Source organism: Shinella sp. WSC3-e (assembly GCF_945994535.1).
GTDB lineage: Bacteria > Pseudomonadota > Alphaproteobacteria > Rhizobiales > Rhizobiaceae > Shinella > Shinella yambaruensis.
This window is the reverse complement of the sequence record NZ_OZ000532.1, coordinates 160,601-177,010: the sequence shown is the minus strand read 5'-3', so window position 1 is coordinate 177,010 and position 16,410 is coordinate 160,601. Positions and strand designations below refer to the sequence as shown.

The 16,410-nt window shown below is 64.3% G+C and carries 14 protein-coding genes; 5 read left to right on the top strand and 9 right to left on the bottom strand.

The genetic code is table 11. The annotated features are described in order from the left end of the window. Positions 1-6 precede the first annotated feature (6 nt). Positions 7-2,658, top strand: a complete 2,652-nt coding sequence (gene treY / locus AABF56_RS27550; RefSeq protein ID WP_272808272.1) for a malto-oligosyltrehalose synthase — start codon at positions 7-9, stop codon at positions 2,656-2,658. 11 nt (positions 2,659-2,669) lie between these two features. On the opposite strand, the gene AABF56_RS27545 is transcribed toward treY, so the two are convergent. The 6 genes from AABF56_RS27545 to AABF56_RS27520 all read right to left on the bottom strand — a co-directional run bounded on the left by AABF56_RS27545 (position 2,670) and on the right by AABF56_RS27520 (position 8,312). After that, positions 2,670-3,518 carry a sugar phosphate isomerase/epimerase family protein gene (locus tag AABF56_RS27545; RefSeq protein ID WP_272808271.1) on the bottom strand — a complete coding sequence of 283 codons (849 nt, stop codon included), beginning with the start codon at positions 3,516-3,518 and terminating at the stop codon, positions 2,670-2,672. Further along, positions 3,518-4,723: an NAD(P)/FAD-dependent oxidoreductase gene (locus tag AABF56_RS27540; RefSeq protein WP_272808270.1), complete on the bottom strand. Its 1,206-nt coding sequence runs from the start codon at positions 4,721-4,723 to the stop codon at positions 3,518-3,520. The genes AABF56_RS27545 and AABF56_RS27540 overlap by 1 nt, the downstream gene beginning before the upstream one ends. A 48-nt stretch (positions 4,724-4,771) precedes the next feature. Then, positions 4,772-5,716, bottom strand: coding sequence for a substrate-binding domain-containing protein (locus AABF56_RS27535; RefSeq protein WP_272808269.1), 945 nt, complete (start codon positions 5,714-5,716; stop codon positions 4,772-4,774). 78 nt (positions 5,717-5,794) lie between these two features. After that, on the bottom strand, positions 5,795-6,106 hold the full coding sequence (locus tag AABF56_RS27530; RefSeq protein WP_064333906.1) for a MocE family 2Fe-2S type ferredoxin: 312 nt from the start codon (positions 6,104-6,106) through the stop codon (positions 5,795-5,797). Then, positions 6,103-7,137 (bottom strand): sterol desaturase family protein, encoded by a 1,035-nt coding sequence (locus AABF56_RS27525; protein WP_272808268.1) that lies wholly within the window; start codon positions 7,135-7,137, stop codon positions 6,103-6,105. Before AABF56_RS27525 ends, AABF56_RS27530 begins: the two co-directional genes overlap by 4 nt. Positions 7,138-7,310: 173 nt before the next feature. Then, the gene (locus AABF56_RS27520) at positions 7,311-8,312 is read right to left on the bottom strand and encodes a LacI family DNA-binding transcriptional regulator (protein ID WP_272808267.1); all 1,002 of its coding nucleotides are present in this window, start codon (positions 8,310-8,312) and stop codon (positions 7,311-7,313) included. Between the two features lie 448 nt (positions 8,313-8,760). On the opposite strand from AABF56_RS27520, the gene repA reads away from it, so the two are divergent. From repA to repC, 3 genes are all read left to right on the top strand, one after another. Further along, complete coding sequence (repA, locus tag AABF56_RS27515; protein ID WP_272808266.1) at positions 8,761-9,969, top strand: plasmid partitioning protein RepA; 1,209 nt, start codon at positions 8,761-8,763, stop codon at positions 9,967-9,969. Positions 9,970-10,039: 70 nt separating this feature from the next. Beyond that, entirely contained in the window at positions 10,040-11,014 is a 975-nt protein-coding gene (gene repB, locus AABF56_RS27510; protein WP_272808265.1) for a plasmid partitioning protein RepB, read from the top strand. 155 nt (positions 11,015-11,169) lie between these two features. Next, positions 11,170-12,390 (top strand): plasmid replication protein RepC, encoded by a 1,221-nt coding sequence (repC, locus tag AABF56_RS27505; protein ID WP_272808449.1) that lies wholly within the window; start codon positions 11,170-11,172, stop codon positions 12,388-12,390. Positions 12,391-12,413: 23 nt separating this feature from the next. On the opposite strand, the gene AABF56_RS27500 is transcribed toward repC, so the two are convergent. The 3 genes from AABF56_RS27500 to AABF56_RS27490 all read right to left on the bottom strand — a co-directional run bounded on the left by AABF56_RS27500 (position 12,414) and on the right by AABF56_RS27490 (position 15,086). Continuing rightward, positions 12,414-12,731 carry a hypothetical protein gene (locus AABF56_RS27500; protein ID WP_272808264.1) on the bottom strand — a complete coding sequence of 106 codons (318 nt, stop codon included), beginning with the start codon at positions 12,729-12,731 and terminating at the stop codon, positions 12,414-12,416. Positions 12,732-12,970: 239 nt separating this feature from the next. Beyond that, positions 12,971-14,083, bottom strand: coding sequence for a tyrosine-type recombinase/integrase (locus tag AABF56_RS27495; RefSeq protein WP_272808263.1), 1,113 nt, complete (start codon positions 14,081-14,083; stop codon positions 12,971-12,973). Between the two features lie 691 nt (positions 14,084-14,774). Beyond that, positions 14,775-15,086 (bottom strand): hypothetical protein, encoded by a 312-nt coding sequence (locus tag AABF56_RS27490; protein WP_272808262.1) that lies wholly within the window; start codon positions 15,084-15,086, stop codon positions 14,775-14,777. A gap of 139 nt (positions 15,087-15,225) precedes the next feature. Between AABF56_RS27490 and AABF56_RS27485 the strand changes: the two genes are divergently transcribed. Then, the gene (locus AABF56_RS27485; protein WP_244770668.1) at positions 15,226-16,386 is read left to right on the top strand and encodes a mandelate racemase/muconate lactonizing enzyme family protein; all 1,161 of its coding nucleotides are present in this window, start codon (positions 15,226-15,228) and stop codon (positions 16,384-16,386) included. The last annotated feature ends 24 nt before the right edge of the window (positions 16,387-16,410 follow it).

The following is a 16,410-nucleotide window of genomic DNA, read 5'->3' as shown; positions in this document are numbered from 1 at the left end:
AGTGCCTTGATCCCGATCCGCTCGACCTATCGCCTCCAGTTCCGCAACGGCATGGATTTTGCCCGGGCATGCAAGCTTGTGCCCTATCTCGAGGCGCTCGGCATAAGCCATCTCTATGCCTCTCCCGTCATGACCGCGGTCGGTGGATCGACCCACGGCTACGACATCACCGATGCAAACGAAATCGACCCCGGCCTTGGCGGGCTCGATGGCTTGCGGCGCCTGTCTGTCGATCTCCGTGCCCGCGGCATGGGGCTCATCCTCGACATCGTGCCCAACCACATGGCCGCCAATCTGGAAAATCCTTGGTGGCGGAATGTCGTGACATGGGGCGCGGAAAGCCCCTTCGCCCGGTACTTCGATATCGACTGGTCCGAGCGCCTGACGCTTCCCTTCCTCGGCGATGGTTTTGACGCGGAGCTGGCAAGCGGGGCGATGAGCCTCGCGCTCGACCCGCGCGACGGGTTGCTGGCGCTTCGCTATCACGAGACCTTCTATCCACTTCATCCGCGCAGCTATCCGCTGGTCCTGGCCGATGCGGGGCCGCCGGCCCTTGCGGATCTGCGTGCGGCCGGTGCCGTCCTCCATCCCGGGGATGAGGCGGAGAACCTGCACCGTCTGTCCGGCGTGCTTGCTGTCCCGGGCAATCGGGAGGCGATCACCGAAGGATTGGAGGCGATATCGCGGGATCCCGCCCGGCTTCGTACAATCCACGATGCCCAGCCCTGGCAGCTGACCGACTGGAAGACCGCCGGCCGGCACCTGACCTATCGCCGATTCTTCGAGATCGCCGGCCTGGTGGGCCTGCGCGTGGAGGATGCCCGCGTTTTCGAAGACAGCCACCGCCTGATCATCGACCTCGTGCGCGAGGGGATCGTGGACGGGCTCAGGATCGACCATATCGACGGGCTTGCCGATCCTCTTGGCTATCTTGGGCTTCTGCGGGCCGCCGTCGGCTCCGCCCCCTATATCGCCACCGAAAAGATTCTTGAGAGGAACGAGCCCTTCCCGGCGGATTGGCCCGTCCAGGGCACGACCGGCTACGAATTCATCGGGGCGCTGGCGGATGCCCTTGTCGACGAACGGGGGCAGAAGCGCTTGCAACAGGCTTTCGCCGCGTTGAAACCGCCGGACCGGCAGCACGCCTACTCCGAGGAGAGGCGGAGCGCCAAACGGCAGATGCTGACGGAGAATTTCGCGGGCGAAGTGGCGGGCGTCGCAAGGCTTGCGAAGACGATCGCCGATGCGGGCGGGCTGGGTTTCGACCACGCGATCCTGGCGGAGGCGATCCGTGTCTTCATCATCGCGCTCCCCGTCTACCGTACCTATACGACGGAGACCGTCGTGCCCGAAGGCGACCGCGCCTTGGTGCATGCGGTACGCAAGAATGCTATCGAAGCCGCGCAGAAGGCCGCGCTTCGTCCTGCGATCGATTTCGTGGCCGCGCTTCTGATCGACGATCCGGTTCCCGCCGAAGCAGGACCCCGCGCCGAATTCCGGCGGCGCTTCCAGCAGCTCAGCGGCCCGATCATGGCAAAGGCGGTGGAGGACACCCTGTTCTACCGGGAAAATGCCGTTATCGCCCTCAACGAGGTCGGCGGCGACCCCGGCACCGCAGCCGGCGGCGTGCCGGCATTCGATGCCTTCATGGCGAACCGGGCGGAGGCCATGCCGAACGGCCTGTCGGCAAGCTCGACCCATGATACGAAACGGGGCGAGGACGCCCGCGCCCGGCTCTACACGCTGACCGAGGCGCCGGATGCCTGGATTGCCGCGACACGGCGGTGGGGCGGGCTCAATGCATCCCTGCGCCATGCGTCCGGTGGGCGAAGCGTGCCGGAACCGGAGGTGGAATGGCTCATCTACCAGTCGCTCGCCGGCATCTGGCCGTCCGGTGCTTCTGACGACCCCGCCGCACTGGGGATGCTGGGGGAGCGGATGAGGCTCTACGCCACCAAGGCCCTGCGCGAGGCGAAACGCGCCACGAGCTGGACAGAACCCGATGCCGAATACGAACGGATGGTCGGTGATTTCGTCGATGGTTTGATGCAGCACGATGCCTTCCTGCGGGATTTCGACGCGACACTTGCTCCCTTCATCGATGCCGGCCGGATGAATGCCCTCAGCCAGGCGATGATCAAGCTGACGGCGCCAGGGATTCCCGATCTCTACCAGGGCAGCGAGCGCTGCGATTTCTCCCTCGTCGATCCCGACAACCGGGCGATGCTGGATGTCGCCGGAATGGCGATCCCCGAAAGGCCCGAACCCACCGGCGCGACGTTTCCCCTCTACAAGCAATGGCTCACGGCGACCGTGCTGACGGCAAGACGGATGAGCCCCCTCCCCTTCTCGGGTCCCTACCAGCCCCTCGCCGTTTCCGGCGGCGACGGTGGCGCGCTTGCCTTCCTGCGCGGCACGCAGCAGGCCTTCGCGATCGTCGCCGTTCCCCGGCTCACCTTTGGAAAGGTGACGCCCGGCACTCTGCTGTTGCAGGATACAGCCCTACGCGAGATGGCCGCTGCCCTCCCCTCTCGCCTGGTTGGCCGCGTCCTGCGCTCCGTTCTCGATGGAGATACTTTCACGCTCGGCCAGGATCTCCCACTTTCCCTCCTCTTCGCCAAGTCCCCTGCGGCACTGCTCCTTTCGGTGGACCAGTAGGTAAGCGTTCGTTAACCATCCCGAGCGGGCGCGGCACTGGCAGCCCAGAGATCGAGCGCCATCCCGCGGAGCTGAAGCGCCTCCTCCCACCGGTCCGTCGTGTCGTTGCCGTCCCGACCGGTGATCGCATAGGGTTTTGGCCCCAACTCGCAGGTGAAGACCAGCGTGGCGTTCTCGGCTGCGCGGGAGCGCCAGTCGCGGAAGCCGTAGTCCCACCACGCGCGGAAGAGATCGACCCAGGGGCGGTGATGCGGGAAGGAGATTTCGATCTGCACCTGCTCGCGCGAGGCGACACGGCCGTGGAAGGCCTGGGCATTGTTGAGGATGCGCCGGATCAGCGCATGGTTCTCCTGCGAGACCGGAAAGGCGAACTCCCGGCCGACCAGGAAATGCGAGAGGTCGGCGAGAAGCGGCAGGTCGGGCCGCCGGTCGAGGAGATCGAGCGTGAAGTAGAGGTCCGTGGTCATCCGGTCGCGATGCGTCTCGATATAGACGGGAACGCCTGCCTTTTCGGCAAGCTCCATCCATCCGTCGAGAAGCGGCAGGCAATCCTCGATCCGGCGCGGGCGGACATCGGGTTGCAGGTTGATATGGCTGACCGGGAATTCGGTGGCCAGCTCCAGCGGCAGGCGCAGGTCGTCTACGCTGCGGGGGAAGCAGACGCCTTCGATCTTCAGGCCGGTGCCGCTTAGTGTTTCGTTAAGGCGGGTGACATCGGCGCGGTTGGTATAGTGCGCGCTGACACCGTCGAACCCTGCCCTTGCGATCATCGCGATGTTTTCCGCAAGGCTGCGCTCATGGCCATCCGTATGGCGGCGCTCCATGGCCCAGAGCGACTGGAAGACGAGCAGCATCTGCATCAGGCGGCCCGGGCGCTCTTGAGAAACGCCTTGAGGTTGACGGCCGGATCGGCAAGCGCCGGGAGATCGGGACGGATGCCGGCGGCAATCAGCATCTCGGCCAGCTTGATGTCCCTCGCCACCGCGTTGCCGGCGCCGAGGCCGGCTGCCGCCACGAGGCGACCGTCCGCAAGGTAGAATTCCAGTTCGCCCCCGGCAACCGGTCGCAGGATGCTCTGGTGCCCCGGTTGGGGCAGGCCTGCCACCTGCAGGCCGAGATCGTATTGATCGGACCAGAACCAGGGCGTGGCGGCAAAGGCCTCGTGGGCGCCGGTCATGTTCCGCGCGGCCGTCTCGGCCTGGCTGCGCGCATTGCGCCAGCTCTCGAACCGCATGGCGCCGCCGCCCGGTTGGGAAACGGCGGCACAATCGCCGGCGGCGAAGATATGCGGGTCGCTCGTGCGCAGGAAGCTGTCGGTGAGGATGCCGTTCGCCGTTGCGAGCCCCGCCCTCTCGGCAAGCGAGATGTCGGGCAGAACGCCGATGGCCGAGATGACGGTGCCGGCGGGAACGCGGCTGCCATCGGCAAGCATGACGGCATCGGGGGTGATTTCGGCAATGCCGAGACCGAGATGAAAATGCACGCCCTCCTCCCGGTGCCGGGCATGCAGCCTTTCGGTAAAGCGTGGCGGAACCGCCCGTCCGAGCGGCCTGGATGCTGCCTCGATGATGCTGACGGCAATGCCCTTGCCTCGCAGTACCGCGGCAAGCTCCATGCCGATCAGCCCGCCGCCGATGATGGCGACAGGCCCGCCGGTTTCGGCGCGGGAAAAGAGGGTCTCGGCATCGCGATAGGTGCGGAAGTCGAGCGCGCGCTCGGCGCCGGGGCATGCCAGCCGGCGGGGCTGGGCGCCGGTGGCAAGCAGGAGTTTGCCATAGGACAATATCCGGCCGTCGCTGAGGGCTATGCTGCGGCGGGCGGCGTCGATGCGGATGGCGGCGAGGCCCTGGTGATAGGCAATGCCGGCGGCTTCCAGCGCCCCGGCCGTGCAGATCGCCTTCATCTGCACGGCTCCGTCCAGTGGCTTGGAGAGCGGCGGACGCTCATAGGGCAGGTGCGGCTCCGTGCCGATCAGCGTGACGGTGCCGGAAAAGCCGGTTTCGCGGGTGGCGAAGGCTGCGCGGGTGCCGGCCTCGCCCGCCCCGATGATGACGATATCGTCCATGCTGGTCTCCGTGGAAAGGGACCGGCGCGGGGCGCCGGTCGGGGAGGATCAGTTCCGGCTGGCGTAGTCGGCCATGTTTTTCGGCGTGACGAGCTCGAAGGGCACCCAGACCTGCTTTTCGATCGCCTCGCCGCGCACCAGCGCCACCGCGGTATCCACCGCGCTTGCCGACTGGCCCTTGGCATTCTGGAACACGGTCGCGTCGAGGTCGCCCGCCGCCATGGCGGCAAGACCGTCCTGCGTCGCGTCGATGCCGATGACGATCACGTCGTCCATGGAGACGCCCGCTGCCTTGAGGGCCTGGATCGCGCCGATCGCCATTTCGTCATTGTTGGCGAAAACCACATCGATGGGCCGACCGGCGGTGATCCAGTTGGTCGTCAGGTCCATGGCATTGGTGCGCGTCCAGGCGCCGGACTGTTCGTCAGCGATGGTGACACCCTTGCAGTCGCTGGCGGCCAGCGCGTCCTTGAACGAGGAGGTACGGTCGCGCGAGGCCTGGTGGGCAAGGTCGCCCATCAGGATGTAGACCTGCGCATCGCTCGCCTTGCCCTTTTCCTTCAGCAGGGAACAGGCGGCCTCTGCGCCAAGTTCGCCGGAATCGGTCTCCTTGGATCCGACATAGGCCTGCTTTTGCGGTAGCGCGCCGACATTGTCGGGCTCGAGATTGAGATAGACGAGCGGGATGCCGGCTTTTTCGGCGGCCTCGCTGATGCCGGGGGCGGCGGAGGTGTCCGTCAGCGTCATGATGATCGCGTCCACCCCTGCGGCGATGAAGTTGTTCACCTGGTTGAGCTGCTTGGAAATGTCGGTCTGGGCGTCCTCGATCTGGACATTGACGCCATTGATCTCGGCGGCCCGCGCGCCGATCCCCTCGCGCAAGAGGGTCTGGAAGTTGTTGTCGAAACTCTGCATCGAGACGCCGATCGTCTCGGCTGCGGCAGCACTTCCCATCAAGGCGGCCAGAGCGGCCGCCAGGCACATGGATTTCATGGTATCCTCCCAATGTGGGTGCCGGTCCACCCGCTCGCACTCCGGAGGCCCGACGGGCCCGCTTGTCGGCACGCCGCCCTAGCCGAGGGCGACGCGAACCTCTCCGTCGATCACCTCGGCGGGATAGGTTTTCAGGTTCTCGCAGGCCGGCAGGCGCAGGGCCTCGCCGGTGCGATAGTCGAAGGCGCCGGAATGCTTGGGACATTCCACCTCGAAATCCATGACCAGCCCTTCGGCAAGATGGATCGCCTCGTGGGTGCACAGGCCAGCGGTGCAATAGACGCTGTCGTCCGGCGCGCGGTAGATCGCGTAGGTGCGGCCGCCATGATCGAAGCGGATGGCGCCTTCCTGTTCGATATCGGTGAGCTTGCAGGCTTGAACCCAGGTCATTCGGCGGCTCCCTGGACTTCAGCGCGGGCCTTGCGGGCGGCGAGCTTTTCCTTGCGCCTGCGGTAGCGCTCCTGCATGCGGGCCTCGCCTTCCGCCGAGCCGTCGTGCCAGGTGCCGAACCATTTATCGAGCGGGATCAGGGCGTCGCCGTAGTTCACCTCGAAATATTTGTGGTGCAGGTAGTGCGCATAGGCATGGCTGTCGACCAGCGTCTCTTCGCCGACCTCCACCTTGTCGAAGCCGACATGGCCGGGGATGGCGCCGAAGCCGGCATAGTGGAGCTGGTAGAGCATCAGGACGGGGTTCGACGGCAGGATCAGGTGGTAGAAGGCGGTGCCGAGATAGAGCAGGTGCTCGACCGGATGCATCGACAGTGACGACCAGGGCGACGGGTTCACCGAATTGTGGTGGACCGAATGCACCCACTTGTAGAGGAACGGCGTGTGGATGAGCCGGTGGATGCAGAAGAAGTGGAACTCGTGGATGATCGGCACCACAAGGGCGACGAGTGCCAGCGTCCACGGATTTTCGGCAAAGCTCAGCCAGGGCGCATAGCCATTGGCATAGGCCCAGAGCATGGCGACCTCGATCGCCGTCCAGATGGTGACGCCCGAAAGGAACGTGCGCAGGATGTTGTCGAGGTTCTGGCTCTCGAACCAGAAGGCCTTGTTCTTCTGGTCGGCGGGGAATTTTCCGTTGTACTTGAAGCGGTTTTCCTGCCGCTTCAGCACATAGAGATGCAGTTCGAAGGCGCCGTAGAAGAGAAGAACGCAAACCGCATTCACCGCATAGAGCCAGGCGGCCCAGCCGATGCCGAGGGTCTGCATCGTCTCAACCGGCGGGATCACCCAGGCCCAGTAGGCGACGGCAGAGGCCGCGAAGATGGCGTTCCACGGAAAGAAATAGTGCGGCAACCACTTGAGGATCGCCAGGAAGCGGGGCGGAAAGGTAAACAGCGGCGCGGTTTCCACCGGCTGGTTCGGCGCCCAGTCCCCGCGCTTGTTGCGCGTTCCGTATTGCAGATCGTCCATTGCGCTCTCCCTCGGACGTGCGGGTGCATCGGCACCCGCGGAATTTCCCTGTTGGAAGGAGCGCATGCCGCGCCGCTCGCCGCGTTGCGCCTTGCGCAATGCCGGCTTTCCTCCCGACTTGGAAATTATCAAGAGCTCGCCGGAATGCCGAAGGGTTCTTTGATCAAATCAGATCAGAGGCCCTCGGCGGTGATGGTGATGAAGCGGATGGGGCTTGGGTCTGGTTCGACATCCGTCAGGCCGATGCGGCGCAGGACGAGATCGAGCGCGCGCTGGGCCTGTGCTTCCGGCGCCTGGTCGAGAACGACATCCATGATGCCCTCGCTGAGCGCCGCGCGGGTATAATCGGTCAGCTCGTGCCCGACGAACAGGATGTCCCTGCCCCGTGGATGGCGACGCAGCACGCTGATCAGCGCGGAATTGGCCCCTCCGGCATTGTAGAGGCCGACGAGACCGGGATATTTCTCCAACGCGATGGCAAGGGTCTCCGCGCTGAAATGCTCCTCATCCCGGGTGAAGCCGAGCCATTCGAAGGCGATCGGGCCGGGATGGGCGGCGAAATAATCGGAAAAGCCGCGGATGCGGTCGCGGTGCACCTGATAGATCGGATGGCAGAGGGCGACGACGGGGCCTTCTGCCCGGGCCATACGGCCGATGAACCAGGCGGCCGTCCGCCCGGCGGCCTGGTTGTCGATGCCAACGAAGGCGCCGGTCTTTTCCGAGGCGCGGGTGACGACATGTACGACGGGCACGCCCTGGGCCGCCACCGCCTCCACCGCCGCCTTGATGAGCGGGCTGTTGGGCACGGCGAGGATGAGGCCCGCGCGCGGCAGGTCAGTCGAGCGGATATGGCGCGCGATCTGCTCCGGGTTCATCTCCTCGGTAAAGCTGCGATGCACCACGACCAAGGGATCCAGTGTCGCGGCGATGCGCTCGAACGCCTTGGACAGGCGCCGGTAGAACGTCGTCTCGGGACGGACCATCAGGACTTCGATGCGCAGCAAGCCGCGATGCGCATCGGGCAGCGTGCGGGGATAGTTGAGGCTGCGGGCGGCGATCACCACCTTCTCGGTCAGTTCGGGGCGCACGCCGCCACGCCCGTTCAATACCCGCTCCACCGTCGCGGTGCCGACCCCGGCAAGGCGGGCAATGTCCTTGTAGTTGGACTTGCTCATTGTATCGCGGGCTCCTCGAACCGGTCCGTGCTTCGCCCGGCAGGCCTCGCGCCTGCCGCGGGTTTTCGCATGAATGCATCATCGAATCCCTGTCTCCAACAAGGCCTGATCCCGACAAATCTGTCGATGGGCCTTCCATTGTCGCAAGGCATGGGCGGAATGCGACGCGGATGGCAGGATGAAACGCGATTCGGCCGCCCGGATCGTCGGCCGCCGGCGCGACCATGACGCAAGGGCGCCGCGAAGCATCGGAAGGCGCGCGGCGGTCGCCTGCGGCTGGGTGAAAAAGCAAAGCTGCGGCAAGGTGTTAGCTTCTCGCTGCCGTTTCATGTCAGCCGGCTGGCAGGTTGTTAACCTTAAAAACCTTGCCCCCCCTAGAGAATCGCACATAATCACGCTTATGTAGCCTTTTACGGCTGAAAATCGTTATCTGAGAGAATGACCGTTCATGAACGCTAATCCCAGCGCTTCGGTGCACAACCCCGTGAATTTCGAGGACCAAATCCTCGAACAGGGCGATCTGATCTCGAAGAAGCTGCATCTGCTCAGCGTGCAACGATTCCCGCCGAATGCAAGGAAGACCTTGCGGCCGTTTTCGCTGGCCGAGGTTGCGAACTATGTCGGTGTTTCGCAGAGCACCTTGAAGAAACTGCATCTCGACGGCAAAGGCCCCTCCCCGCAGACCTCGCCTTCCGGCCGCCGCTCCTATACGGCCGGGCAGATGCTGGAGCTGCGCCAGTATCTCGACCAGCACGGCCGTTCGGAAAGCCGCATGTATGTGCCGCATCGCCGCAATGGCGAGAAGCTGCAGGTGGTTGCCGTCGTCAACTTCAAGGGCGGTTCCGGCAAGACGACGACCGCGGCGCATCTGGCGCAATATCTCGCCCTGACCGGGCATCGGGTGCTGGCGGTCGATCTCGACCCGCAGGCCTCGCTCTCCTCCCTGCACGGCTTTCAGCCGGAGCTCGACCAGGTGGCGTCGATCTACGATGCCATCCGCTATGATGGGGAGAAGAAGGCTCTTGCCGATATCATCCGGCCGACCAATTTCCCCGGGCTCGATATCGTTCCGGCCAATCTCGACCTGCAGGAATACGAATACGACACGCCGCTTGCCATGGCGGACAAATCGTCGAACGAGGGCAAGACCTTCTTCACCCGCATCTCGCGGGCGCTGGCGGAGGTGGACGACAAGTACGATGTCGTGGTGATCGACTGCCCGCCGCAGCTCGGCTACCTGACGCTGACGGCTCTGACGGCCGCGACCAGCGTGCTCATCACCATCCATCCGCAGATGCTGGACGTCATGTCGATGGGCCAGTTCCTGCTGATGCTGGGCGGCATTCTGAAGCCGATCCGCGCGGCCGGGGCCGAGGTCAATCTTTCCTGGTACCGCTACCTCATCACCCGCTACGAGCCGATGGATGTGCCGCAGGCGCAGATGGTCGGCTTCATGTCGACCATGTTCCACGAGTTCATGCTGAAGAACCAGATGGTGAAATCCACGGCCGTCTCCGATGCCGGCATCACCAAGCAGACGCTCTACGAGGTCGAACGCGCCGCCATGAATCGCGCAACCTATGACCGCGCGCTGGAATCGCTCGACGCCGTCAATGAGGAAATCACAGATCTTATCCACCGTTCGTGGGGGCGCTGATTTGTCGGCTGACAAAATCGGTATTTATTGAAGGAAAAACAATAGGCTGAGGCCTATCGGAACTGACAAGATGGCAAGAAAGAATCTCCTCGAAGGCCTGGCGGCCCTGACCGACGACAGCACCGTCGCCGCTTCCTATCCCATGCGGGGCGCCGGCAAGTCGCTTGTCCGCTCGCTCGACGAGCTTGCCAAGCAGGCGGACCGCTTCCTCGAAGGGGAAGCGGTCGTCGAGTTCGATCCGGACCTGATCGACGATTCCTTTGTGCAGGATCGCCTGGCGCAGGACAATGACGATTTCCGAGAGCTCGTCGAGGCAATCCGCGAACGGGGCCAGGACACGCCGATCCTCGTGCGGCCCCATGCGACGGCGGCCGGGCGCTACCAGGTCGTCTTCGGTCACCGGCGGTTGCGGGCGGCGCGGGAGCTCGGCCGCAAGGTCAAGGCAGTCGTCAAGTCGATCGACGACCGCACTCACGTCATCGCGCAGGGCCAGGAAAACTCCGCGCGCGCCAACCTGACCTTCATCGAGCGGGCGCTCTTCGCGCGGCGCCTGGAGGATCTCGGTTATGACCGGGAGGTCATTGCCTCGGCACTGGCCGCCAATGCGGCAGCGATCTCCAAGATGATGTCCGTCACTGAGCGCATCCCGGCCGACATCATCCGCGCGATCGGTGCGGCGCCGGGCATCGGGCGGGAACGCTGGGTTGAGCTTTCGCTCCTCGCCGGCAAGGCATCCAACAATGACAAGGTGCGCGGCATCGTCCGTGACGCCGACTTTCAGGCGCTGGCGCCGGACGAGCGCTTCCTGGCGCTCTATGCCGCGCTGAACAAGAGCACACGCCCGGTCCGGAAGGCCGAGCCCGCTTCGACCAAGGCCAAGTGGGAGCCGCAGGACAAGACTGTGCTGGCGGAGATCAAGAACAGCGGCAAGGTCTTTTCGCTGTCGATGAAGGCGAAGAATGCCGCCCGTTTCGGTGACTTTCTTTCGCGCAATCTGGACTCGCTCTATGCGCAGTTCCTGGACGAGGAAAACAAGGGAGACTGAACAGCAAAAGAAAAAGGCCCCCAAGCGGTTGCCCACGTGGAAGCCTCTCTCAGAACTAAGCACCCCGAGAATCGCATTTCCACGAATCACAGTCAAGAGTCTTTGGCACCCTTTTTGGTGAGCGGATTTCTTTTGCCTTTTGGAAGGTGAAGGAAATGCAGAGTGGATATGTGACGACGCCCTTCGGGCGGCGGCCGATGACGCTTGCGCTGGTGAAAAACCAGTTCGAGGCGGCCAATATCAAACGCGGGAAATCCGCCGACAAGTGGAAGATCTATCGTGACGCCTGCGATGCGCGTTCCCTGATGGGCCTGCGCGACCGGGCGCTAGCCGTTCTCAACGCGCTTTTATCGTTCCATCCCGAGGTGGAATTGAAGGAGGACGCCAATCTGATCGTCTTTCCTTCCAACGCGCAGCTCTCGGCACGGGCAAACGGCATTGCCGGCACGACCCTTCGTGAGAACCTGTCGCTCCTCGTTCAGGCGGGCCTCATCAACCGCCAGGACAGCCCCAATGGCAAGCGCTACGCGCGAAAGGGGAGGGATGGCGTGATCGAGACCGCCTATGGCTTCAGCCTGGCGCCCTTGCTCGCGCGCTCGGAAGAGCTTGCACGGATGGCCCAGCAGGTGGCTGAGGAGCGCCGGCACCAGAAGATCGTCCGGGAACGCATCTCCATCACGCGTCGGGATATCCGCAAGCTGATCTCCGCGGCGATGGAGGAGGGGGCTGCCGGCGACTGGAGCCTCATCGAGGATCACTATGTGGCGGCTGTCGCCCGGCTGCGTTTCGCAAAACAGGCAACCGAGCTGGAAGGATGCCTCGACGAATTGGCCCTGTTGCGCGATGAGATCGTCAACATGCTGGAAGATCAGCTTATTTCGAAAAAATCCGACACCAATGATGTCGAATACCGTCAGCATATACAAAATTCAAAATCCGACTCCATCCATGAACTTGAACCTAGCTCTGAAAAAGAGCAGGGCGAACCGTCGGTTTCCAACCGGGAGCGTCCAGCCGAACCGGGCAGGGCATTCCCGTTGGGCATGGTGCTGCGGGCGTGCCCGGAAATAGGGATGTACGGACCGGACGGGGCAATTTCCCGCTGGCGGGACCTGATGGCGGCCGCCGTGGTCGTCCGCTCGATGCTCGGGGTCAGCCCATCAGCCTATCAGGAGGCCTGCGAAACCATGGGACCCGAAAACGCGGCCGTCGCGATCGCCTGCATTCTCGAAAGGGCGGGGCATATCAGTTCGCCCGGCGGCTATCTGCGTGACCTGACACGGAAAGCGGCACGCGGCGAGTTCTCGCTCGGCCCCATGCTCATGGCGCTGCTGCGCGCGAATGGCAAGGCGGTGCCAGTCGAGAATGCCGGCTAGGCCATACATTTGCTAAAATTGTGCTAGCCTCGGCATGCCTCGGTGAGGTTGCGAACATGCACGGGATCCTGCCCGGTCGTCGAGAATGTCCGCATCTCTTGTCCGTCCGAGGCCAGCGTGAAACCACCGTGCAACAGATCGACAAGGCGTTGCTCCATCGACGTTTGGCCAGTGCAGGTCACGGCGAACACCACGTCGCCGGAGGAGGGGTCATAATAGGCTAGGGTCAGCGTCGGCGCTTGGTCTTCATGCAGAAACCAGCCTTTTGGTACGCTCGATTGGGCCGGAATGGCCATGGCGAGGATAAGGGACGAGATCGCTGCAGTGAACCGTCGCACCATGGAACCCTCCCCAGCCGGCCCCGACGATACTGGCCCCGTCCCCGCGACGCGCGCAAGCCCTTCTCTGTCGTGCGGCCCATCCGTCAACTGATGGCGCAGGGACGTTACCCGTCTCGCCGAGAGGGCAGGGGTCTTCCTGGCCGGTTCTAGCCACCGCCCTAATGCCGGCGATAGGAGGCTCATAAAACCGAGCTTGCACAGTCTCTGAGGAACCGGCTTCGAACCGGGCCGGCCCTCGGCTAAAGCCCGGCGGCCTTTGTGAGGTTGACGCGGAAGCGGTCTCGGCGGCGCTGGTAGCGGCGGGTCATCTCGGCCGAGGCGTGGCCGAGATGCTTCTGGACATGGCGCTCGTCGACCTCGGCCGAGGAGGCGAGCCCGGCGCGCAGCGAGTGGCCGGCGAAGGCCTGCATCCGCTCGGCCTCCGGCAGGTCGCCGCGCACCCCGGCGCAAAGCGCCGCCTTCTTGACGAGGCGCGCCACCTCCTGGTCGTTGAGCCGGTCCGGACCGACGGCCTTGCCCCGGCCCGTCACGCGGCGGAAGAGGGGGCCGCGGGCGATCTTGGCAAAGCGGATCCAGGTTTCCAGCGCGGCGACGGGACAGGTGGCATCGGAGGAACCTCGGCCGATCTCGACCTCGCGCCAGCCCGTCTTGCCGCGCAGCGTCACCAGCGCGCCCTTGTCGAAGATCTCGATCCAGCCGCGTCCGTCCTCGCTCTGGTCGCGGCCAAGGTCGAGGCCGACGATCTCCGAACGGCGCAGGCCCCCGGCAAAGCCGACGAGCAGCATGGCCCGGTCGCGCAGGCCCCGCAGCGTGCCGCGGTCGAGCGTCTCCAGCATGGCGATGAGGTCCTCGGGAAGCAGGGCCTCCTTCTGGCGCGGCGGGGCGGCATGGCGGTTGCGGATGCCGGCCATGACCGTGGCGATGGCGCGGTCCTTGCGGTCGAGGGGCTGGCCGCGCTGCGCGCAGTTCCAGCCGATCGCGGCAAGGCGCCGCTCGATGGTGGAGACGGTCTTCGGCTTGCCGCCGCGCTCTGCCGTGCCGGAGGCGCAGGCGGTGATGTAGAGGCCGACGACCTGCGGGTCGGCAGGGAAGGGGGAAACGTTCTGCCGGCGGCACCAGGCGGAAAAGTGCTTCCAGTCGGAGGCGTAGGCCTTTCGCGTGTTGGCGGCGCTGGCGGCCTCGACATAGGATCGGGCGCGTTCGGTGAGGTCCTGCAGGTGGGCCGGCAGGGCAGGGGAGGCGGACGGCGCGGCAACGGCGGTGGCCATGCCGTCGACGGCCGGCGCGCTGTGCGGCGGTGCAGAGGTCTGCGGAGGATGAAGTTCGCTGTTGCGGTCGTCGATTCGGCTCATTGCTTCATAATGAACACAACGACCGATAAGGCAAGCTTATCCGGCATTGTGGAGATTTTGCGAGCGGTGTTGTTTTGACGGGAAAAAAACGGTTAAACCGCTCGCACACTCTAGTTGTTTGCCATGGACTAGTCTGCGTGCTCTCTTCAGCGTCTCCTGTGAGACTGCCGCAGATTACCCGGCTGGGTGTTAAAAAAGCTGAAATATTGTAAGCGCTTAGGGCTTGTCTGGACCGGGTGCCGGCAATCTCGCGAAACCCAGAAATGTGGCTCTGTCGCCGAACGGCTGACCGCCTGCGGTGAGGACGAAGCGATGCTGCTCGCTCGCGCTTTACGGATGGGTGCTTTTGGCCTTCGAAGAAGTTTCCGTGCGAAGGGCCCGCCCTCTCCTCGAAGGCCGTTGCTGAACTGGCCAGATTTGCATGGGACGACCGGCTTGCCGTGGATACCGCACCGGCCTCAGTGCTTCGGCGGCAAGTGCGATCGCCGAAGCATGCCTGCCTGTCGTGACAGATGAGGAAGCGATAATTTTGTCATGGGCAGCTCTTTGGAGGCGTGCATTCGGCGCTGGACGATGCGGCATGTCCTTCAGGGTGGACGGGCAAAGCAACGGACGGCGATATCTGCACCCGTCTTTGCGGGTTTACACGCCGTCACTCAAAATGGCGCTCTCCGGTGCAGAGGCGAGGATCTCAGCGGTTCTGCACCGCGTCGGCTTCCTGGCTGACGTGCCGTTCGAACTTTGCCAGCAGGCGATGCATGGCTCTGCGTGCTTCCTCGAAGTCGGGGGACGCGGCCCTGGCTGCCCGGTCGGCTTCATATGCTGCTCTGGACGCGAACCTGCACTCCCAGCGGACATCGGGACCGTCTCCTTCCAGCTTGACGAGGATCAGCCCTGGCTCGAGCCCGAGCCCGCGCCTGATCTCGCTTGCCTTGCGGCGCTGCTCGAGCACCGCGTCGGCCAGGCCCTCCCTGGCGAAGTAGTTGGTCGCTTCGACGATCATGTTTTCCCTCCCGCCTGCCGGTGCAAAAAATCGATCCGGCCATCCTTGACATTCCAAATCATGATCATAAAGTGTGATCACAATAGATGATCGCATTTTACAACGAGATGTCTGCGACGACAAGGAGAAGGTGGAGCCAGTGCCAACGATCAAGTCCATCGAAACATTGATTGTCCAATTGCCCACGCGGCGCGAGCACAAGTGGGCGGGCCTCACCGAGGTCATCGGCCGCTACGTCATGGTCAGGATGACCGATAGCGACGGCCGGGTCGGATGGGGCGAGGCGCCGGCGCTCAAGGACTGGGGCGGGGAATTCGGCCGCTATTTCGGCGAATCCGCCATGATCACCCGCGCGGTCATCGACACCTATCTCGCGCCCGCGGTCATCGGGCTGGAACTCGGCAATTTCGCGGAACTGCATGCCCGGATGGATGCGATCATCCGTGGTTATCCCTATTCGAAGGCTGCGGTCGAGTTTGCGGCCTATGATCTTGCCGGCCGCTGGCTGAACGTTCCCGTGCACACCCTGCTCGGCGGCAAGGCGCGTGAACGGGTGCCGGTCACCCATTCCATCGGCCTGATCTCCATCGAAGAGGCGCGGTCCGAGGTCGCCAAGCTGGTCGCGGAAGGCGTCAGGACGATCAAGGTGAAGATCGGCGTCGATCCGGCGCGGGACGTTGCCATGGTCGATGCCGTGCGGGAGGTCGCCGGCGATGCGGTCGAGATCTGCGTCGATGCCAACGAGGGCTACAAGACGCCGGGCGAGGCCGTGCAGACCGTGCGCAAGATGGAGAAGAACGGGCTCAAATATGTCGAGCAGCCGGTGATGGGCATCGAGCGGATCGCCGAGGTCGGGCGCCGGATCGACGCGCCGGTCATGGCCGACGAATCGGCCTGGAATGCCCATGATTCCATCCAGATCGTCCAGAATGGCGGTATCCAGATCGTCTCGATCTACACGACAAAGGCGGGCGGCCTCTACAAGGCGATGGAGGTGGGCGCGGTCTGCCGGGCCGCCGGCATCCTCTGCAACGTCAACGGATCGATCGAGACCGGCATTGGCAACCTCGCCAATGTCCAGCTCGCCGCCGCGTCACCGGCGGTGACCTTGTCCTGCGTCATTCCCGTATCGACGCCGGCCGAGGCGCAGCATGGCCAGGTTGGCGGCATCTACTACAAGGACGACCTTCTGGTCGAGCCGATGCAGTTCGTCGATGGCGCGATCGTCGTGCCGACGGGGCCTGGCATGGGCATCGATGTCGATCTTGCCAAGGTCGAGAAATATCGCGTTCGCGACTGAGCGTCCGCCAGCAAACGCAAGGAG